Origin of the sequence: Pimelobacter simplex, assembly GCF_900114845.1 — a bacterium.
Lineage (GTDB): Bacteria > Actinomycetota > Actinomycetes > Propionibacteriales > Nocardioidaceae > Nocardioides > Nocardioides simplex.
Genome location: NZ_FOUK01000003.1, coordinates 517,726 through 536,158 on the forward strand (window position 1 = coordinate 517,726; position 18,433 = coordinate 536,158).

At 72.5% G+C, this 18,433-nt stretch carries 21 protein-coding genes; 7 read left to right on the top strand and 14 right to left on the bottom strand.

Annotated features, from left to right (window positions below; translation table 11 throughout):
* Window positions 1–155: 155 nt before the first annotated feature.
* Together BM223_RS29045 and BM223_RS15320 are read right to left on the bottom strand one after the other, a co-directional pair.
* Complete coding sequence (locus tag BM223_RS29045) at window positions 156–308, bottom strand: hypothetical protein (protein ID WP_158510205.1); 153 nt, start codon at window positions 306–308, stop codon at window positions 156–158.
* A gap of 135 nt (window positions 309–443) precedes the next feature.
* The gene (locus tag BM223_RS15320; RefSeq protein ID WP_038679482.1) at window positions 444–665 is read right to left on the bottom strand and encodes a hypothetical protein; all 222 of its coding nucleotides are present in this window, start codon (window positions 663–665) and stop codon (window positions 444–446) included.
* Between the two features lie 38 nt (window positions 666–703).
* Between BM223_RS15320 and BM223_RS29050 the strand changes: the two genes are divergently transcribed.
* On the top strand, window positions 704–859 hold the full coding sequence (locus tag BM223_RS29050) for a hypothetical protein (RefSeq protein WP_158510206.1): 156 nt from the start codon (window positions 704–706) through the stop codon (window positions 857–859).
* Here BM223_RS29050 and BM223_RS15325 read toward each other — a convergent pair.
* Window positions 856–1,125, bottom strand: coding sequence for a DUF3263 domain-containing protein (locus BM223_RS15325; RefSeq protein WP_052138722.1), 270 nt, complete (start codon window positions 1,123–1,125; stop codon window positions 856–858). The two genes, BM223_RS29050 and BM223_RS15325, sit on opposite strands and share 4 nt — an antisense overlap.
* Before the next feature lie 329 nt (window positions 1,126–1,454).
* Here BM223_RS15325 and BM223_RS15330 point away from each other — a divergent pair, with 329 nt between their 5' ends.
* Entirely contained in the window at window positions 1,455–2,120 is a 666-nt protein-coding gene (locus BM223_RS15330) for an HNH endonuclease family protein (protein ID WP_038679484.1), read from the top strand.
* A 495-nt stretch (window positions 2,121–2,615) separates the two neighbouring features.
* Here the strand turns inward: BM223_RS15330 and BM223_RS15335 are convergent, their stop codons facing one another.
* The 5 genes from BM223_RS15335 to BM223_RS15350 form a co-directional block, all read right to left on the bottom strand.
* Window positions 2,616–3,038: a hypothetical protein gene (locus BM223_RS15335; protein WP_038679485.1), complete on the bottom strand. Its 423-nt coding sequence runs from the start codon at window positions 3,036–3,038 to the stop codon at window positions 2,616–2,618.
* Between the two features lie 96 nt (window positions 3,039–3,134).
* A complete protein-coding gene (locus BM223_RS28430; protein WP_141267276.1) occupies window positions 3,135–3,314 on the bottom strand; it encodes a hypothetical protein in 180 nt (59 codons plus the stop codon).
* Between the two features lie 168 nt (window positions 3,315–3,482).
* On the bottom strand, window positions 3,483–4,589 hold the full coding sequence (locus BM223_RS15340; protein ID WP_038684552.1) for a potassium channel family protein: 1,107 nt from the start codon (window positions 4,587–4,589) through the stop codon (window positions 3,483–3,485).
* Window positions 4,590–4,608: 19 nt separating this feature from the next.
* A complete protein-coding gene (locus BM223_RS15345) occupies window positions 4,609–5,565 on the bottom strand; it encodes a YihY/virulence factor BrkB family protein (protein WP_052138724.1) in 957 nt (318 codons plus the stop codon).
* Window positions 5,566–5,606: 41 nt separating this feature from the next.
* Complete coding sequence (locus BM223_RS15350) at window positions 5,607–7,001, bottom strand: cation:dicarboxylate symporter family transporter (RefSeq protein WP_038679486.1); 1,395 nt, start codon at window positions 6,999–7,001, stop codon at window positions 5,607–5,609.
* A gap of 139 nt (window positions 7,002–7,140) precedes the next feature.
* On the opposite strand from BM223_RS15350, the gene BM223_RS15355 reads away from it, so the two are divergent.
* Entirely contained in the window at window positions 7,141–8,730 is a 1,590-nt protein-coding gene (locus BM223_RS15355) for a sensor histidine kinase (protein WP_038679490.1), read from the top strand.
* Window positions 8,727–9,419, top strand: coding sequence for a response regulator (locus BM223_RS15360; protein WP_038679491.1), 693 nt, complete (start codon window positions 8,727–8,729; stop codon window positions 9,417–9,419). The genes BM223_RS15355 and BM223_RS15360 overlap by 4 nt, the downstream gene beginning before the upstream one ends.
* Window position 9,420: 1 nt before the next feature.
* On the opposite strand, the gene BM223_RS15365 is transcribed toward BM223_RS15360, so the two are convergent.
* Window positions 9,421–10,872, bottom strand: coding sequence for a glycine hydroxymethyltransferase (locus tag BM223_RS15365; protein WP_038679493.1), 1,452 nt, complete (start codon window positions 10,870–10,872; stop codon window positions 9,421–9,423).
* A 372-nt stretch (window positions 10,873–11,244) separates the two neighbouring features.
* On the opposite strand from BM223_RS15365, the gene BM223_RS15370 reads away from it, so the two are divergent.
* From BM223_RS15370 to BM223_RS15380, 3 genes are all read left to right on the top strand, one after another.
* Window positions 11,245–12,963: a nitrite/sulfite reductase gene (locus BM223_RS15370; protein WP_038679495.1), complete on the top strand. Its 1,719-nt coding sequence runs from the start codon at window positions 11,245–11,247 to the stop codon at window positions 12,961–12,963.
* A 202-nt stretch (window positions 12,964–13,165) separates the two neighbouring features.
* The gene (locus tag BM223_RS15375) at window positions 13,166–13,912 is read left to right on the top strand and encodes a phosphoadenylyl-sulfate reductase (RefSeq protein WP_038679497.1); all 747 of its coding nucleotides are present in this window, start codon (window positions 13,166–13,168) and stop codon (window positions 13,910–13,912) included.
* 40 nt (window positions 13,913–13,952) lie between these two features.
* Window positions 13,953–14,696: a sirohydrochlorin chelatase gene (locus tag BM223_RS15380; RefSeq protein ID WP_038679499.1), complete on the top strand. Its 744-nt coding sequence runs from the start codon at window positions 13,953–13,955 to the stop codon at window positions 14,694–14,696.
* A gap of 93 nt (window positions 14,697–14,789) precedes the next feature.
* Here BM223_RS15380 and BM223_RS28435 read toward each other — a convergent pair whose 3' ends face one another.
* From BM223_RS28435 to BM223_RS15405, 5 genes are read right to left on the bottom strand one after another with little or no spacing between them, the layout of a single operon-like run.
* Entirely contained in the window at window positions 14,790–15,209 is a 420-nt protein-coding gene (locus tag BM223_RS28435; protein ID WP_038679501.1) for a DUF3037 domain-containing protein, read from the bottom strand.
* Window positions 15,206–15,982: a HipA family kinase gene (locus BM223_RS28440; RefSeq protein WP_038679503.1), complete on the bottom strand. Its 777-nt coding sequence runs from the start codon at window positions 15,980–15,982 to the stop codon at window positions 15,206–15,208. Before BM223_RS28440 ends, BM223_RS28435 begins: the two co-directional genes overlap by 4 nt.
* 2 nt (window positions 15,983–15,984) lie before the next feature.
* Window positions 15,985–16,851: a PPK2 family polyphosphate kinase gene (locus tag BM223_RS15395; protein WP_052138728.1), complete on the bottom strand. Its 867-nt coding sequence runs from the start codon at window positions 16,849–16,851 to the stop codon at window positions 15,985–15,987.
* Between the two features lie 9 nt (window positions 16,852–16,860).
* Window positions 16,861–17,385, bottom strand: a complete 525-nt coding sequence (locus BM223_RS15400) for a phosphoribosyltransferase (protein ID WP_052138729.1) — start codon at window positions 17,383–17,385, stop codon at window positions 16,861–16,863.
* On the bottom strand, window positions 17,372–17,947 hold the full coding sequence (locus tag BM223_RS15405; protein WP_082003680.1) for a regulatory protein RecX: 576 nt from the start codon (window positions 17,945–17,947) through the stop codon (window positions 17,372–17,374). The genes BM223_RS15400 and BM223_RS15405 overlap by 14 nt, the downstream gene beginning before the upstream one ends.
* Window positions 17,948–18,433: the final 486 nt, after the last annotated feature.

Sequence of the window (18,433 nt, forward strand, 5' to 3'; positions counted from 1 at the left end):
TTTTGGGGAGGCGGGCGGCTTTCGGCATTCCGCCAGCTCGCCCGGATGCAGGCACGTGGTCCGGGTACGGCCCGACCAGTCGGCGTGTTCCCCGAGCACTCCGGCGAGGCCCTGGCTGGGTGGTGGGCCAAGACCGGCCAGGGCCGCCCCAAAGATCAGCTCAGATTCTCCGCGCCGCAGACCGTGCAGGTCCACCACGGGATGACGATGGCGCCGTTGGCCGCGACTGTCTCGTCGCCCTTGTCGATGTGGTCGGTGACCTGCTCGCAGACGTGACAGAAGATGCGCCCCGAGACCTGCTCATCCATGGCGCCATCGTCGCATCGAGGCCCCTGGACGACCAGATGACGTGGTGGCATCCTTGACGCCAGGCCCCCGAGTCGTAGCCGGAGCCCACCTCGGCCGACCGGGGGCCGCCAAGTACATCGGCGGAGCCGGACGCTTCACCCGTAGGCCGTGCCCTGACTCGGCGCCCTGTCGCCAACGGGCTTCAACCGCTCGGCCGGCACCCAGTCGGTCTCGAGCTGGCCGTCCGCGGTGCTCTGGTTGTCCCAGGTCACGAACGCCTCCCACTCGCCGTGCTGGTTCTGCCGCCAGGCGAGGATCAGCCCGGGCAGGTGCCGCGGCCCGAACTTCTCCCGCACCCACACGTGCCGCTGTCCCATCCATCGAGGATAGAACACCCGTTCGATAGAGTCCTGCGGTGCAGATTCGGATCGCCCACCGCCTCAAGACTGACGACACCACCGAACCCACGATCGCCACCCTCGACACCGAGGACTACGACGCCGGCCTCGCCGAGCTGAAGGCCGCGCTGCCCGAGGCCCACGTCCTGCTCTGGATCAACGTCGACCGCTAGTCGAGCTGCGCGTCGAGCTGAAACCCGAGCCGGCGCGCGGACCGCTGGCGGCGACGCGCGACGGCCTGGCGGTGGAGACGCTTCACGAGCAGCGGGTCGTACGCCATCGCCTCCGGGCGGGCGATGAGGTGGTGGAGCGACCGGTAGTAGACGGTCGCCGTCATGCCGAGCTGCTCGTGGATGGCGGACTCCTTCGCGCCCGGGTACTTCCACCAGCCCCGCTCGAGGTCCAGCATGGTCTTCTCGGCGTCGGTGAGCTCGTCCATGCCGGGCACGCTACGACCGAGGTCCGACAGAACCCGCCGCGGTGAGGATCCCGTGAGGACGGAACGGTTCACACCATGCACGAATGGACGCTATGCGACAGATAGAGCCGCAGGTCAGCGGGGGTGCAGGCCGCTGACCTGCGAAGATTGCACCATTGACACGGAAGAGGTCACTGGTTCAAACCCAGTATCGCCCACCAGGAACGACACACGAGAACGAGGAGCGGCCGGACCGGCCGCTCCTTTCCTCTTTTTCGGGCGTCGTGACGAGCGGGTGAACTCTGGCCCCGCCTCTCCCCCTCGCCCGCCCCGGCGGGCTACACAGGACCATGCGCACTCGGACGCCCACCCCCCTCACCCGACTCCTCCTCACCCTGGCCGCCGTCCTGGCCCTCCTGGCCACGGTGCCCGCGCCCGCCCGGGCGGCGAGCTTCTCCGGCAGCCTCGCCCAGGCCGTCGCGGCGGTCCCGACGGCCGCGGAGAGCAACAGCGGCTACGACCGCGCGCTCTTCCCCCACTGGGTCGATGCCGACGGCGACTGCCAGAACACGAGGGCGGAGGTGCTGGTCGCCGAGGCCGACGCGGCGGTGACCTACACGAGCAGCAGCCGGTGCACGGTGGCGACCGGGCGCTGGTTCTCGTACTACGACCGGGCCACCTGGACGAGCGCGAGCGACATCGACATCGACCACATGGTCCCGCTGGCCGAGGCGTGGGGCTCCGGCGCCCGCGGCTGGACGACGGCGCGGCGGCAGGCGTACGCCAACGACCTCGGCGACCGGCGCACGCTGGTGGGGGTCACCGACAGCGTCAACCAGGCCAAGTCCGACCAGGACCCGGCGACCTGGCTGCCGGCCTACGACAAGTGCCGGTACGTCGCCGAGTGGGTCGCGGTGAAGATCCGCTGGGGCCTCAGCGCCGACGCGGCGGAGAAGCAGGTCCTCAGCACGTACGCGGGCACCTGCAGCAACACCGTCACCGTGACGATCGCCTGACCCGGGCAGACGTCCGCCCCGTCGCAGGCGCGCTTTCCTGCGGCGGGGCGGACACCCGGACGTCTCCGGGGACCACGGTCAGGCGGAGTGGGGACGCCTCACCGTGCACGGCCCGGGGCGCGCAGGCGCGGGGCCGAGATCGGGGGTGGGTGGGGGATGGTGCGGTCGAGCGACCGCGAGGGGCTCCACGGGTCGGGCAGGCGCAGACCCCCATGGTCTTCGGTAGCGCGATGCCGGCCGCCCGAGCCTCGACCTGCGTCGTTCCGACCAGCGTAGGCCGCGCGGCGTGGCCCAGGTCACTTTCCGCCAAGGCTTTACCCGCTGGTCCGGACCGGCCCGAAATGGCGCGCGCCCCGTCCCGGTCGAGACCGGGACGGGGCGTCGCCGCGCCCGGCGAGTGTGGGGTCCGTCGGGCGCGTGTGGTTGGGGAACCGCTGGCGAGGTTAGTAGGTCCGGGTGGTCCGCCGTGGGGAAATGGCGGAGATCATCCGCGGATCACTCGGGGCGGTCCTGCGGGTCCGGTTCGGCGGGCGGCTCGGCTGCCCGCGGGTACGTCGTGGCGCGCGGCTCGTGCTGCGGCGGCGGCACCTGGGAGCGGCGGATCGCGACGAAGACCGCCGCGCCGACCGCGCCGAGACCGGCGAGCAGCAGGAGCTTGCGGCGCTTCCCGTGGCCGTGGCTGGGCAGCCGGTCGGAGACCGCGTCGGGCAGCCGGTCGACGACCGGGTCGGGGATGCGGTCGGCGAGGGCGCCGGCCAGCTGGGCCCCCTTCTCGCGGGTGAGCGTGCGGCTCTTCTCGATCAGCGGTGGCGTCTTCTCGACGACGGCGTGCGCTGCGGACTCGATGCTCGGCGACACGGCGTCGACGAGGTCCCTCAGCTCGTCAGCGAGGTCCTGCGCGGTGCTCGTGCGGTGCATGGTGGCTCCTCCTCGGATCAGGTTCGCCACGTCAGTACCCGTTCGCCGGGAACCAACCCCGCCGCCCGGCACCTCTCTGCCGCCGCGCCAGCCGCACTAGCCGCGCGGGCGGACGACGTCCGAGGAGCACTCGTGGCAGCGGACCCGCAGCTCGCCGCGCTCGGGCGGCTCCCCGAGCCGGCGCCGGTGCCAGCGCGACTGCTCCGTGCGCCGGAAGCACCGCGGACACCAGTCGTGCCGCACCCATGGTCCGTAAAGTCCGAAGTCCTTCCCCATGCCGGCAACCCTGCCGGACCAGACGTCGGATGTCGCGCCGCGCCACCCGCGTGCGGGCGTGTCGCGGCCAGGTCTGCACGATCGTCGCGGACCGGACTAGTTCGACCGGGCCAGGGACCATGGCCAACGTCCCGGCCTGTCCCGGGGCGGGTCCCGGGCGGGCGCGGGTCAGTCCTCGTCGGCGGCGAAGTCCTCGTTGTGGGTGCCGGGGCGCGGCGCCCAGGGCAGCTCCTTCGCCGGCCGGACGACGACCAGCCGGTCGCCGCGCGCGAGCAGGGTCACGACCGGGTCGAAGTAGCGGTAGACCCGGTCGTCGCGCACCACGGCGATGACCTGGTCGGGCAGCGACTGCGGCGGGCGGCCGACCTCGTTGACGAGCAGCTCGCGCTCGGCGACCTCGAGGCCCTCGCCGTAGGTGAGCAGGTCCTCCATCACGCTGCCGAGCGTCGGCGAGAGCGTCGAGAGGCCCAGCAGGCGGCCGACCGCGTCGGAGGACGTGATCACCGAGTCGGCGCCCGACTGGCGCATCAGCGGCGCGTTCTCCTGCTCGCTGACGGCGGCGACGATCCAAGCGTCGGGGTTGAGCTGGCGCACGGTGAGCGCGGCGAGCACGTTGGAGTCGTCGCGGCCGGTCGTGATGATCACCTGGTCGGCGTCCGCGACCCCCGCGCGCGTCAGGACGCCGCGACGGGTGGCGTCGCCCGTGACGACGGCGAGCTGGTCGGCGTGGGCGTCGGCGAGCGCGACCGGGCTCGGGTCGACGACGACGACGCGCTCGCGGTCGAGACCGTTGTTGACGAGCGTCTCGACGGCGCTGCGGCCCTTGGTCCCGTAGCCGATCACGACGACGTGGTGTCCCATGTTCTTCCTCCAGCGGGTGATCCGGAACATCTCGCGGCCGCGTTGGGCCAGCACCTCGAGGGTGGTGCCGATCAACAGGACGAGGAATGCGATGCGGGCGGGGGTGATGATGAAGGCGTTGACCAGCCGGGCGCCGTCGCTGACCGGCGTCACGTCGCCGTACCCGGTCGTGCTCAGGGTGACGGTCGTGTAGTAGATCGCGTCGACCAGGGTGATCTCGCCGTTGGGGTTCGCCGCGGTCGCCGGGTCGCCGCCGTCGCGGTAGCCGTGCCGGTCGAGGTAGACGAGCAGCACGGTGCCGACCAGGATGCCCAGCGCCATCAGCAGCCGGCGGCCCAGCTGCCACCACGGCGAGCGCGCCCGCTCGGGCAGGGCGACCTGTCCCGCCGAGCGGGTCTCCCCCAGTCGCGTCATGTCGGCCACGGCCGCGAACCTACTCCACCGGCGCCGGGTTGCGCCGCAGCAGGCGGCTCACCAGCTCGCGGCGCGCCCGTTGCGTCGTCTCCTGGGGGAAGACCTCGTCGAACGCGGCGTTGACGCCGGCGCCGATGAGCACGGCGAGCGCGGCGATGTAGAGCCACACCAGGATGGCGATCGGGGCGGCCAGCGGCCCGTAGATGGAGTGCGAGTCCTGGGCGGTCACGGTCAGCACCCAGCGCAGGAGGTAGGAGCCGAGGACCCAGCTCACCAGCGAGAACGTCGCACCCGGCAGGTTGAAGCTCCAGTTGGTCCGCACCGGCACCGACACGTGGTAGAGCGTGGCCAGGAAGCAGATGCAGATCACCACGATGAGCGGCCAGTAGAAGCCCATCAGGAACTCGGCGCGGTTGGGCAGCCAGGTCCGGACCAGCTTGGGCCCGGCCACCACCAGCGGCAGCGTGACCGCCCCCGTGACGACGGCGAGGATGTAGAGCAGGAACGACAGAGCCCGGGTCTTGACGATCCCCCGGTGCCCGCCGAGCCCGTGCATGATCGTGATGGTGTCGACGAAGACGTTGAGCGCCCGCGAGCCCGACCACAGCGCGAGCACGAAGCCGAGCGAGATGACGTCGAAGCGGCCGCCGTCGAGCACGTCGTTCATGGTCGGCTTGATGACCGTGTTGACGGCCGTGTCGGTCAGGAAGCGCGAGAAGAGGTCGAGCACCGCACGGCGGACCTCGTCGACCTGGGCCGCGGTGAAGTGCTCGGTCACGTAGCCGACGCCACCGGCGAGGGCGAAGATCAGCGGCGGCACCGAGACGACGGCGAAGAACGCGCCCTCGGCCGCGAGGCCGGTGACGCGGTACTTCAGGCAGGACCGGACTGTCGTGACGATCAGCCGCCACAGCAGGTGGCCCGCCCGCCTCGGCCACGACGCGCCCGGGTCACCGGTCCCGGGAGCGTCAGCCATGGCGTCACGCTATCCGTACGGGGCCGGTGACCCGGGGAACCTCAGCGTGAGGCGCCCGTCACCGCGAGACCGGGCTCGCGCTCCTGGACGTCGTCGTCGGTGGTCGCGGCGGCCGCGGGGAGCGGGTGCTCGTCGACCATCGTGGTCTCGTCGAACGGGTCCGCGCCGGACAGCACCCGGTCGAGCCGGTCCCGGTCGAGGCTGCCGGTCCAGTGGCCGACCAGGACGGTGCCCACGGCGTTGCCGGCGAAGTTGGTCAGCGCCCGGGCCTCGGACATGAACCGGTCGATGCCGACGATGAGCCCGACGCCGTCGACCAGCTCGGGCCGGTGCGACTGGAGCCCGCCGGCCAGGACGGCCATGCCGGAGCCGGTGACGCCGGCCGCGCCCTTGGCGGCGATCATCATGAACAGCAGGAGCGAGACCTGCTCGCCGACGGCGAGCGGGCTGCCGACCGCCTCGGCGATGAAGATCGAGGCCATGGTCAGGTAGATCGCGGTGCCGTCGAGGTTGAACGAGTAGCCCGTCGGGATGACGACGCCCACGGTGGTCTTGTCGACGCCGGCGTGCTCGAGCTTCGCGATCGCCCGGGGCAGCGCGGACTCCGAGGAGGACGTCGCCAGGATCAGCAGGAACTCGCGGCCCAGGTAGCGCAGCAGCGCGAAGATGTTGATGCCGGTGGCCAGCTTGAGGAGCGCGCCGAGCACGACGAAGACGAACAGCAGGCAGGTGACGTAGAACCCGATCATCAGCACGGCGAGGCTCTTGAGCGCGTCGACGCCGCCCTGGCCGGTCACGGCCGCCATCGCGCCGAACGCACCGACCGGCGCGACCCACATGATCATGGCGAGCAGCCGGAAGACGAGGCGCTGCAGGTGGCCCACGACGGTGAGGACGGGGGCGCCGACCGCGCCCATCCGCTGGAGCGCGAAGCCGACGAGCAGGGCGACGAAGAGCGTCTGCAGCACGCTGCCGCTGGTGAACGCGCTGAAGAGCGACGTCGGGATGATCCCCAGCAGGAAGGCCGTGGTGTCGGCGTGGCCCTCGGCCGCCTTCGCCTGGGCGGTCGCGGCCGCCTGCTCGGTGATGTGCAGGCCGTCGCCGGGGTGGAGCAGGTTGCCGACCACCATGCCGATGGTCAGCGCGACCGTCGACATCAGCAGGAAGTACCCGAGCGCCATGCCGCCGACCCGGCCGACCTTGGCCGCGCTGGCGACCGAGCCGACGCCCAGCACGATCGTGCAGAAGATGATCGGCTGGATCATCATCTTGATGAGGTTCACGAAGCCCTCGCCGAGCGGCTTCAGCTCGACCGCGAAGCCCGGGAAGAGCAGGCCGGTCGCGATGCCGAGCAGCACCGCGCCGATCACCGCGAGGTACAGGTAGTGGGTGCGCGCGCCCTGCCGGGCTGCGCTCGCCGTGCTGGTGGTGCCCATGGTTCCTCCTGGTCCGGGCTGGGGTTCTCCGCAACTGTGCGACCGGGAGTGACCACCGTCACCGTTGTGTTCGTTGAGTTCGTGACGGGCGCCACAACGGCTCCCCCGAAGCGCGGCCCCGGTGGGCGACAATGAGGACGTGCGCCTGCCCCGTCCGTTCCGCGACGCCCCCGTCGCCCGGCAGGTGCTGCTCCTCCAGGTCGGGCTGGTCCTGCTGCTCGTGCTGACCGGCATCCTGATGGCGTCGTACGACGCGCGCCGCGACTCGCGCAGCCGGGCGACCCAGCGCGCCGTCGCAGTCGCCCAGACCGTCGCCGACTCCCCCACCGTCCGTGCCGCGCTGCGCTCCGGCGACCCGACGGCGACCCTTCAGCCGTGGACCGAGGAGGTCCGCCGCGACACCGACACCGACTTCGTCGTCGTGATGGGACTCGACCGCACCCGCTACACCCACCCCGACCCGAGCCAGATCGGCGGGAGGTTCGTCGGCGACCTGGGCGATGCGCCGCAGGGCACGGTGTTCACCCAGCAGTACACGGGCACGCTCGGCCCGTCGGTGCGCACCGTCGTCCCCGTGCGCGACGGCGGGCAGGTCGTCGCGCTCGTCTCCGTCGGCATCCGGGTCAGCGACATCAACCGGGGACTGCGCCGCGACGTCACCGTGATCGGGCTCGTCGGCGGCGCGCTGCTGCTCGTCGCGCTCGCCGGCGCGTGGCTGCTGGGCCGGCGGGTGCACCGGGTCACCCACGGCCTGGGCGAGCAGGAGCTGGCCCGGATGTACGAGTACTACTCGGCGGTCCTCCACTCGGTGCGCGAGGGCCTGCTGCTGCTCGACGGCGCGGGCCGGGTCCAGCTCGTCAACGACGAGGCGCGCCGGCTGCTCGCGCTCCCCGACGACGTCCTCGGCACCGCGATCGAGGACCTGGGCCTCGCCCCGGCGCTCGTCGCCGCCGCTCGCGGGCGGACGGCGGAGTCCGACGACCTCTACCTGGCCGGTGAGCGGATCCTCGTCGTCTCGTCGGCGCCCGCCCGCTGGAACGGCCGGGACGTCGGCTCCGTCGTGACGCTGCGCGACCACACCGAGCTGCGGTCGGTGACCGGCGAGCTCGAGGTCGTCCGGCGGCTGACCGAGTCGCTGCGCTCGCAGAACCACGAGTCGGCGAACCGGCTGCACACGGTCGTGTCCTTGATCGAGATGGGCCGGCCCGACGACGCGGTCGCCTTCGCCACCGACGAGCTCCACCTCGCCCAGCTCCTCACCGACCGGGTGGTGGGCGCGGTCGACGACCCGGTCGTCGCCGCGCTGCTGCTCGGCAAGTCGGCCGAGGCCGCCGAGCACGGCGTCGACCTGCGGATCTCCGGCGAGCTGCCGCCCGGCAGCGGCGTCCCGCCGCGCGACCTGGTGACCGTCCTGGGCAACCTGGTCGACAATGCCTTCGACGCGGTCGCCGCGAGCGAGCCGCGCCAGGTCGAGGTCCGGCTCTCCGGCGACGGCACCGCCCTCACCGTTCAGGTCGGCGACAGCGGCCCGGGCCTCGACGACGCCGCGATCGCGCGCGTGCTCGACCGGGGCTGGACGACGAAGGCCCAGCCCGGCACCGGCCGCGGCCTGGGCCTGGCGCTCGTCGGCCAGGTGGCGCGCCGGCACGGCGGGGACGTCGCGATCGGGCGCTCGGCGCTCGGCGGCGCCGAGTTCACGGTCACCCTGCGCACGGAGGCCGGGCGATGACGGTGCGGGTCCTCGTCGTCGAGGACGAGGCGCTGGCCGCCGAGGCGCACGCGTCGTACGTCGACCGGGTCGGCGGCTTCACGCTCGCCGGCGTCGCGCGCTCGGCACGCGAGGCCGCGCGGGCCCTCGACGCCGCGCGGGACGCGGGCGCGCCCATCGACCTCGTCCTGCTCGACCTCAACCTGCCCGACGGGCACGGCCTGGGCCTGCTCGCCGGGCTGCGCAGCGCCGGCCACCACTGCGACGTCATCGCAGTCACCGCGGCGCGCGACACCCAGGTGGTCCGACAGGCCGTCGGCCAGGGGGTCGCCCTCTACCTGCTCAAGCCGTTCACGTTCGCGACCTTCCGCGCCAAGCTCGAGCAGTACGCCGACTACCGCGCCCAGCTCGCCGCCGCGCCCGCCGAGGTCGTCCAGGACGAGGTGGACCGGCTGCTGGGCTCGCTGCGTCCCACGGCCGGCACCCCGCTGCCCAAGGGGATGAGCGCCGAGACGCTGCGCGCCGTCACGACCGCGCTGCGCGAGGCCGCAGGCGACCTGTCGGCGAGCGAGGTCGCCGAGGTGATCGGCAGCTCCCGGGTGACCGCGCGGCGCTACCTCGAGCACCTCGCGGACCAGGGCCTGGCCGACCGCCGGGCCCGCTACCGCGGGGTCGGCGGCCGACCGGAGGTGGCCTACACCTGGCGCTGACTCAGGCCAGGTCGAGACCCGGGTAGAGCGGGTGCTTGTCGAGCAGCTCGGCCGAGCGGGCCCGGACCTTGTCGGCCACCCCGTCGCCGAGGACGTACGACGCCTTCGACGGCGCGCCCGCGGACGTCGTCCCGGCCTGGGTGTTCTGGAGCACCTCGACGATGAGGTCGGCGACCGCGTCGAACTCGTCGGCACCGAAGCCGCGGCTGGTCAGCGCCGGCGTGCCGACCCGGATGCCCGAGGTGTACCAGGCGCCGTTGGGGTCGGCCGGGACCGAGTTGCGGTTGGTGACCACGCCGGCGTCGAGCAGCGCCGACTCGGCCTGGCGGCCGGTCAGCCCGAACGAGCTGACGTCGAGCAGCACGATGTGGTTGTCGGTGCCGTCGGTGACGAGCTTGGTGCCGCGCTTCATCAGGCCCTCGGCCAGCGTCTGCGCGTTGTCGGCGATGTTCTGCGCGTAGGTCTGGAACTCGGGGGTCCGCGCCTCGGCGAACGCCACGGCCTTCGCCGCCATCACGTGCGAGAGCGGGCCACCGAGGACCATCGGGCAGCCGCGGTCGACGCTCGGGGCGTACTCCTCGGTGGCCAGGATGAAGCCGCCGCGCGGGCCGCGCAGCGACTTGTGCGAGGTCGAGGTGACGACGTGGGCGTGGGGCACCGGGTCCTCGTCGCCTGTGAACACCTTGCCGGCGACCAGACCGGCGAAGTGGGCCATGTCGACCATGAGGGTGGCGCCGACCTCGTCGGCGATCTCGCGCATCTTGGCGAAGTTCACCCGGCGCGGGTACGCCGAGTAGCCGGCGACCAGGATGAGCGGCTTGAACTCCTTGGCCTTGGCCCGCAGCGCGTCGTAGTCGACGAGCCCGGTGGCCGGGTCGGTGCCGTACTGGTTCTGGTGGAACATCTTGCCGCTGATGTTCGGGCGGAACCCGTGGGTCAGGTGGCCGCCCGCGTCGAGGCTCATGCCGAGCAGGCGCTGGTTGCCGAGCGCGGCCCGCAGCTTCTCCCAGTCGGCCTCGGACAGGTCGTTCATGTTCTTCACGCCGGCGTCGGTGAGCCAGGGGCCCTCGACCCGGTGGGCCAGGATCGCCCAGTAGGCCGTCAGGTTGGCGTCGATGCCGGAGTGCGGCTGGACGTAGGCGTACTCGGCACCGAACAGCTCGCGCGCGTGCTCGGCGGCGAGCGACTCGACGGTGTCGACGTTCTGGCAGCCGGCGTAGAAGCGGTGACCGACGGTTCCCTCGGCGTACTTGTCGCTGAACCAGGTGCCCATGGTCAGCAGGACGGCCGGCGAGGCGTAGTTCTCGCTGGCGATCAGCTTGAGCGAGGCCCGCTGGTCGGCCAGCTCCTGGCGGGTCGCCGCGGCGACCCGGGGCTCGACGGAGGCGATGACCTCGAGGGCCTGGTTGTAGGCGCTGCTGACGAGCCCGCCGTTCAGGGAGTTGTCGCTCATGGCGCCCAGCGTAGTGCCGCTCGCTCGGCGCGTTCGCAGGCCCGGGTACGGCGTCCTGGCTGGCGTCGTGAGAGGCGCCGCCTGGTGTGACGTGCGTCGCAGCTCCCGCGGGATCGGGCGGGCCCGACCACCCTTCTGCCCACATCGTGAGACGCGAGTCCGGATCATGAGATTCGAGGTTGTGGACCAGGCGTCCGAGGGATGAGACTCATTGACATGGTCACTGCTGCCACTCACGCGCACCTCGTGGTTCGACGCCACGTGGACTTCGGGCGCACGCGCAGCATGATGTGTTGGCCTCGCTGATCCCGCCGACACTCCCCCTCGACCGCGCGACTTCCCGCGCCCCTCAGCGAAGGACCTCCTCTCCGCATGCCTGACCTGCGCTTCCAGTCCCAGCCTCCGCGTCACACCGAGGTGCCCCGCCCCCGCCGTGCGGAGGGCCAGTGGGCCTTCGGGTACACCGAGCCGCTGAACAAGAACGAGCAGTCCAAGAAGGACGACGACCCGCTCAACGTCCGCGACCGGATCCTCTACACCTACTCCAAGCGCGGCTTCGACTCCATCGACCCCGCCGACCTGCGCGGCCGGTTCCGCTGGATGGGGCTCTACACCCAGCGCAAGCCCGGCATCGACGGCGGCCGCACCGGCTCGATGGAGGAGGAGGAGCTGGACGACCGCTACTTCATGCTGCGGGTCCGCTCCGACGGCAAGCTGCTCTCCGCCGACGCGGTGCGCACGCTGGGCCAGATCGGCGTCGACTTCGCGCGCGACACCGCCGACGTCACCGACCGCGAGAACATCCAGTACCACTGGATCGAGATCGAGAGCGTCCCGGAGATCTGGGAGCGGCTCGAGGCCGTCGGCCTGCACTCGCTGGAGGCCTGCGGCGACTCGCCCCGCCCCTTCCTCGGCTCGCCGGTCGCCGGCGTGGCCAAGGACGAGATCATCGACGGCACCTCGGCGCTGCAGGAGATCGAGCGCCGGTTCATCGGCAACAAGGACTTCTCGAACTTCCCCCGCAAGTTCAAGACCGCGCTCACCGGTCACCCGAGCCACGACGTCTCGCCCGAGACCAACGACGTCTCCTTCGTCGGCGCCGTCCACCCCGAGCACGGCCCCGGCTTCGACGTCTGGGTCGGCGGTGGCCTGTCGACCAACCCGATGCTCGCCCAGAAGCTCGGCGTGTGGATCCCGCTCGACGAGGTCCCCGACGTGTGGTCCGGCGTGGCCGGCATCTTCCGCGACTACGGCTACCGCCGGCTGCGGTCGCGGGCCCGGCTCAAGTTCCTGGTCGCCGACTGGGGCGTCGAGAAGTTCCGCGAGGTCCTCGAGAACGAGTACCTCGGCAAGAAGCTCGAGACGCTCGCCTCGCCGGACTCGCCGGTGGGTCAGCGCGACCACATCGGCGTGCACGAGCAGAAGGACGGCAAGTTCTACGTCGGCATCGCGCCGACGGCCGGCCGGGTCTCCGGGACGCTGCTGGTCCAGCTCGCCGACCTGATCGAGGAGTTCGGCGTCGCCGGCGCCCGCCTCACGCCGTACCAGAAGCTGGTGCTGATCGGCGTCGACGGCGACGTCGTCGACGCGCTGCTCGACCGTCTCGATGCGATCGGCCTCAGCGCCCGCCCGTCGGCCTGGCGGCGCAACACGATGGCCTGCACCGGCATCGAGTTCTGCAAGCTGGCCATCGTCGACACGAAGAACCGCGCCAGCGACCTGGTCGACGAGCTCGAGCGCCGCTTCCCCGACCTCGACACGCCCATCACCATCAACGTCAACGGCTGCCCCAACGCCTGCGCCCGCACCCAGGTCGCCGACTTCGGCCTCAAGGGCCAGCTCGTCGTCGACGAGCACGGCGAGCAGGTCGAGGGCTTCCAGGTGCACCTCGGCGGTGCGGTCGGCCTGCGCGCCAACTTCGGCCGCAAGCTGCGCGCCCACAAGGTCACCAGCGCGGGTCTCGACGACTACGTCTCGACCGTCGTGCGCAACTACCTCGCCGACCGCACCGAGGGCGAGGCGTTCGACGCCTGGGTGCACCGCGCCGACGAGGACCTGCTGCGCGGCGAGAAGGCGCTGGAGTCCGTCTGATGTCCGAGGAGTCGGTGTCGTCGCGGGCGGTTCCCTACCACTGCCCCTACTGCGGCGAGACCGACCTGTGGCCGCACGAGCCGACCGGCTGGGAATGCCGGGGCTGTCGCCGGGCCTTCAAGGTGGAGCTGCTCGGCCTCACCCGCCGGCCGTCGTCCGCCAGCAGCACCCACCCCACAGCCAACGAAGAAGGAGGTGCCTCATGACCACCGCCACCACGCGCGCGGCTCGCGAGTTCCGCGGGTCGCACACCGACGGCCGGTCGCCCGAGGAGCTCCGCGAGATCGTCTCCCACTGGGGCGCCGAGCTGGAGCTCGCCCCCGCCGAGGTCATCATCGAGTGGGCCGCCGCCACCTTCGGCGAGCGGTTCTGCATCACCTCCTCCATGGGGGACGCCGTCCTGGCGCACCTCGCCGAGAAGGTCGTGCCCGGCGTCGACGTCGTCTTCCTCGACACCGGCTACCACTTCGTCGAGACGATCGGCACCCGTGACGCCGTCCAGGCGACGATGAACGTCAACCTCATCTCCATCACCCCGGTGCAGACGGTCGCCGAGCAGGACGCCGAGCACGGCCCCGAGCTCTACAAGCGCGACCCCGACCTGTGCTGCGCGCTGCGCAAGGTCAAGCCGCTCGCCGACTCGCTCGCGCGCTACGACGCCTGGGCGACCGGCCTGCGCCGCGCCGAGACGCACAACCGGGTGATCGCTCCGGTGATCGGCTGGGACGCCAAGAAGCAGAAGGTCAAGGTCTCCCCCATCGCCCGGTGGAGCGACGAGCAGGTCGAGCGCTACATCGCCGAGAACGGCGTGCTCGTCAACCCGCTCGTCTACGACGGCTACCCGTCCATCGGCTGCGCGCCCTGCACCCGCCGGGTCGCCCCCGGCGAGGACCCGCGCAGTGGTCGCTGGGCCGGGACGAACAAGACCGAGTGCGGGATCCACTCATGACCGGATCGCCCGCACCCATCGAGGAAAGGGGTGACCGACGATGACCGCTCCGGCTCTCATCGCTCTGGCCCACGGCAGCCGAGACCCCCGCTCGGCCGCCACCGTCAGTGCTCTGGTCGACGCGACGAAGGCGTTGCGTCCCGACCTGCGCATCGAGAAGGCGTTCCTCGACCTCGCCAAGCCCGGCTTCCACACCGTCGTGGACCGGCTGGTGAAGGCCGGGTACGACGAGATCGTCGTCGTCCCGCTGCTGCTGGTCGAGGCGTTCCACGCACGGGTCGACGTGCCCGAGGCGATCGCCGAGGCGACGGCCCGGCACCCGGGCCTGCAGATCCGCGCCACCCAGGTGCTCGGCCTCGAGCCGCGCTTCCTCGAGGTGCTCGACGAGCGCCTGCGCGAGGCGCTCAGCGGCGCCCGGGTCCGCGAGCTCGACGCCCTCGTCCTGGCCGCCGCCGGCACGTCCGACCCGCTCGCCAACCAGGCCGTCGCCCGCCTCGCCCGGCTCTGGGGCACCCACCACCGGCTGCCCGTCACCGCGGCGTACGCCACCAGCGCTCCACCGGCCACCGGCGAGGCGGTCCGCGCCTTCCGCGCCGAGGGCCGCCGGCACATCGCCGTCGCCTCGCTCTTCCTGGCCCCGGGCAACCTGGTCGACCGGGCCACCGAGCTCGCCCTCGAGGCCGGCGCCGTCGCCGTCTCCGAGCCGCTCGGCGCGCACCCGGAGATCGCCCGGACGATCCTCGCGCGGTACGCGGTCGGCGCGGTCGAGCTCGTTCCGGTCTGAGACAGTTTCGCCGGTCGACCGGCGAAACTCGCACTGGACCGATGAAGTTCCGTCGGTCAAGCGTGAGTTTCGTCGGTCAAGTGCGGACGCCGCTCAGAGGACTAGCGCCTCGAGCAGGTGCTCCAGCGTCCGGGCGGGGTCAGCGGTCACGCCGCCGTGGACCGGGCCCGGCTGCAGCACCGTGCTCTTGGGCGCCTTGAGGAAGCCGAAGCGGGTGCTCGCGTCGTCCTTCTGCGCGCGCGAGCCGTAGGCGGTCGCGCGCTCGCCGATCCCGAAGCCGCGGTGCGCCTCGCCGCTGCACACCTTCTCGACGGCGGCCAGCGCCGCTTCGACGGCGCGGAGGTCGACGTCGGCGTGCAGCGCCCGGATCCGGTCGCCGTCGACTGCCGACCGCACGCCGAGGAAGTCGGCGCCCGGGCAGTAGACCACGACGCCCACGTTGACGAACTCCTCCCGCTCGACGCGGGGCACGCACCGCAGGGCGACGTACTGGTAGGGGTGGTACGTCGTCACGCGTCCGCCTCGGCGAGCACCTCGGGCAGCCACGGGCGGCCGCCGTCGCGGCGGGCGGTCAGGAAGGCGACGTACCGCTCGCGCAGGGCCTCGGGCGTCTCGGCGTCCGGGACCGGCTCGAGCCAGTCGTCGCAGACGTCGGCGAGGACGGCGGTGAGCGCCGCGTCGGTCAGCCGCGCGGCCAGGTCGGCGTCCTGGGCGCGCGCCTGCTCGGCGTACGCGCCGAGGACGTGCTCGGACGCGTCGTAGGGCTGCCTCGCGAAGCGCGCCGGGTCGCCCGGCCCGCCGGACCACGAGTGGTGGAAGTAGAGCGACGCCCCGTGGTCGATCGCCTGGAGCGTGCCGCGCCAGACCAGCAGGTTGGGGTTGCGCCAGCTGCGGTCGACGTTGGCCGTGAACGAGTCGAGCCACAGCACCCGGCCGGCGAGGTCGGGGTCGGGGGTGCTCGTCGGGTCGTAGCCGAAGCTGCCCGGCAGGAAGTCGATGCCCAGGTTGAGCCCCGCGCTCGCGTTGAGCAGGTCCTGGACCTCCTCGTCCGCCTCGTAGCGGGCGATCGCCGGGTCGACGTCGAGCACCACCTGGTCCGGCGTCGGGATGTCGAGCAGCCGGGCCAGCCCGGCGACGACCACCTCGGCGACCAGCACCCGCGGCCCCTGACCGGCGCCGCGGAACTTGCAGACGTACGTGCCGAGATCGTCCGCCTCGACCACACCTGGCAGGCTGCCGCCCTCGCGGAGGGGCGTGACGTAGCGGGTGACCTTGACCTGCTCCATGCTCAGAGAGGCTTCTCGTCGAGCAGCCGGCGCTTCTCGTGCTCGACGTCGAAGTCCGCCGGCGGCCAGCCCAGGTCGAACGAGCGCAGCGCATCGAGCAGCAGCGTGCCGATCGCGAGGTTGCGGTACCACTTCTTGTCGGCCGGGACGACGTGCCACGGCGCGACCTTGGTGTTGGTCCGCGCGATCGCGATCTCGTAGGCCTCCTGGTACGCCGGCCACAGCTCGCGCTCGTCGACGTCGCCGGGGTTGTACTTCCAGTACTTCGTCTCGTCGTCGAGCCGGGCCAGCAGGCGCTCCTTCTGCTCGGCGGCCGAGATGTGCAGCATGCACTTGATGATCGTCGTCCCCTCGGCGGCCAGCTCGGCCTCCCAGGCGTTGATCGCGTCGTAGCGGCGCTCGATCTCGTCCTTCGGCGCCAGCTCGCGGACCCGCGCGATGAGGACGTCCTCGTAGTGCGAGCGGTCGAACACCCCGAGCATGCCCACCTCGGGCAGCGCCTTGGTGATCCGCCACAGGAAGTCGTGGGCCAGCTCCTCGCGGGTCGGCGCCTTGAAGGACGTGATCCGGACGCCCTGCGGGTCGACCAGCCCCACCGTCGAGCGCAGCGTGCCGCCCTTGCCGGACGTGTCCATCCCCTGCAGGACCAGCAGGATGTTGCGGCGTCCCCCGGCCCGCCCCTCGGCGAACAGCCGCTCCTGCAGGTCGGCCAGCTCCGGCGCCAGCGCGAGCAGCGCGGCCTCCCCCGCCTTCTTGTCGCCGTCGAATCCGGGGGCCGCGTTCGTCTCGATCGCGGACAGGTCGATGGCGCCGGTGCCGGGCGGGATGCGGAGGGACGTCGTCAGGTCCGAGAGCGCGAAGGCGGTCATGCCGGAACCCTAGTGGGCGAGCCCACCCCGGCGGTCGACCAGCGGCGGCGTCGACGACCACGGGAAGTCGATCCAGCCCTCGGTGCGACGCCACACGTACTCCGGCCGGATGACGGTCCACGGCTTCTCGTAGATCACCGCGGTCCGCGCCTCGGCGACGTGGTCGACGAAGAAGTCGCGGACCACCTCGAGCGTCTTGCCGGTGTCGGCGACGTCGTCGGCGATGAGCACCTTCATCCCGGTCAGGTCGATCGCGGCCGGCGTCGGCGGCAGCATCATCGGGACGTCGAGGCGCTCGTTGACGCCGGTGTAGAACTCGACGTTGACCGCGGACAGGTTCTTCACGTCCAGCGCGTAGCCCAGTCCCATCGCCAGCCCCAGCCCACCCCGGGCGATCGCGAGCACGATGTCGGGCTCGAAGCCGTCGTCGACGACCTGCTGCGCCAGGTCCCGGACGGCGGTGCCGAACAGGTCGTAGGTGAGGATCTCGCGCTCGGGGGCCGGCGTCGGCTCGGCGGTGTCAGTCGTCGTCACCGGACCATTCTGCACCGGCGACCGCCCCGAGCTCACTCCGCACGACAGCGTGCGCCAGCCCGGCGCCGTACCCCTTGCGGGCGAGCATCCCGACCAGCCGCCGGGCCGCCACCTGCTCGTCGAGCCCACGCATGCTCCGCAGCTTCTTGCGGACCAGCGCCCGGGCCGCCTCCTCCTCGGCGCCCGGCTCGACCTCGTCGAGCACCTCGCGCGCCGTCTCGTCGGCGATCCCCTTGCGCCGCAGCTCGACCGCGAGCGCCGTGCGCGCCAACCCGCGGCTGCGCCGCCGTCCCTCGACCCACGCCCGCGCGAACGCCTCGTCGTCGACCAGGCCCACCTCCTCGAACCGGTCGAGCAGCTGGCTGGCCACCTCCTCGGGGACCTTGCGCCGCGCGAGCCGGTCCTCGAGCTCGCGCCGGCTGCGCGCCTTGATGCTGAGCTGGTCGAGCAGGATCTTGCGCGCGACGGATTCGGGGTCGGCGTCCTCGGTCCACCCGGGCTCGTCCTCGTCGGGCGGCTCGGCGGTGCGGTCGATCGGGGTGCGGGGGCGGAAGGAGCTCATGGGGTCACCGTCCGGTCACGGTCGTGGGGTGGGTGGGCGGTTGGGTGGGGCGGGGCTGAGCGGCGGGGTTCCCGCTGCGCCGGCCGTGGGACGGGCGGAGCGGGCCGCGGTGGACGAGGAGGCGGCCTCGGGCACGGCGGTACCCCGCCGAGCTGGGGGCCGCGGCGGGCGGTGGTGGGTGGAGAGGGACGGCGGGAACGGCGGGCGGCGACGGGCGCGGCTGGCGGCGGGGCGGGTGGCGGAGCGAGACCGGCGGGCCGGAGAGGACGGTGAGCGGCGGGCAGTGGTGGGTGGGGGGCGGCCGGTCGGTCGGAGCGGTGCGGCGGGCCGGGGTGGTGGGTGGAGCGGCGACAGCTCGCGCGCCGGCCCGGGCCGGGCGCAGGCGGGCCGAGGCGGGCCGAGACGGGCCGAGGCGGGCCGAGGCGGGCCGAGACGGGCCGAGACGGGCCGAGACGGGGCGGGGCGGGCGGGCCGAGCAGACCCGCC

Bases quoted from the DNA above. Each gene is read 5' to 3' on its own strand.
- BM223_RS29045 (WP_158510205.1), bottom strand. From the start codon at position 308: ATGGATGAGCAGGTCTCGGGGCGCATCTTCTGTCACGTCTGCGAGCAG.
- BM223_RS15320 (WP_038679482.1), bottom strand. From the start codon at position 665: ATGGGACAGCGGCACGTGTGGGTGCGGGAGAAGTTCGGGCCGCGGCAC.
- BM223_RS15325 (WP_052138722.1), bottom strand. From the start codon at position 1,125: ATGGACGAGCTCACCGACGCCGAGAAGACCATGCTGGACCTCGAGCGG.
- BM223_RS15330 (WP_038679484.1), top strand. From the start codon at position 1,455: ATGCGCACTCGGACGCCCACCCCCCTCACCCGACTCCTCCTCACCCTG.
- BM223_RS15335 (WP_038679485.1), bottom strand. From the start codon at position 3,038: ATGCACCGCACGAGCACCGCGCAGGACCTCGCTGACGAGCTGAGGGAC.
- BM223_RS28430 (WP_141267276.1), bottom strand. From the start codon at position 3,314: ATGGGGAAGGACTTCGGACTTTACGGACCATGGGTGCGGCACGACTGG.
- BM223_RS15340 (WP_038684552.1), bottom strand. From the start codon at position 4,589: ATGACGCGACTGGGGGAGACCCGCTCGGCGGGACAGGTCGCCCTGCCC.
- BM223_RS15345 (WP_052138724.1), bottom strand. From the start codon at position 5,565: ATGGCTGACGCTCCCGGGACCGGTGACCCGGGCGCGTCGTGGCCGAGG.
- BM223_RS15350 (WP_038679486.1), bottom strand. From the start codon at position 7,001: ATGGGCACCACCAGCACGGCGAGCGCAGCCCGGCAGGGCGCGCGCACC.
- BM223_RS15360 (WP_038679491.1), top strand. From the start codon at position 8,727: ATGACGGTGCGGGTCCTCGTCGTCGAGGACGAGGCGCTGGCCGCCGAG.
- BM223_RS15365 (WP_038679493.1), bottom strand. From the start codon at position 10,872: ATGAGCGACAACTCCCTGAACGGCGGGCTCGTCAGCAGCGCCTACAAC.
- BM223_RS15370 (WP_038679495.1), top strand. From the start codon at position 11,245: ATGCCTGACCTGCGCTTCCAGTCCCAGCCTCCGCGTCACACCGAGGTG.
- BM223_RS15375 (WP_038679497.1), top strand. From the start codon at position 13,166: ATGACCACCGCCACCACGCGCGCGGCTCGCGAGTTCCGCGGGTCGCAC.
- BM223_RS15380 (WP_038679499.1), top strand. From the start codon at position 13,953: ATGACCGCTCCGGCTCTCATCGCTCTGGCCCACGGCAGCCGAGACCCC.
- BM223_RS28440 (WP_038679503.1), bottom strand. From the start codon at position 15,982: ATGGAGCAGGTCAAGGTCACCCGCTACGTCACGCCCCTCCGCGAGGGC.
- BM223_RS15395 (WP_052138728.1), bottom strand. From the start codon at position 16,851: ATGACCGCCTTCGCGCTCTCGGACCTGACGACGTCCCTCCGCATCCCG.
- BM223_RS15405 (WP_082003680.1), bottom strand. From the start codon at position 17,947: ATGAGCTCCTTCCGCCCCCGCACCCCGATCGACCGCACCGCCGAGCCG.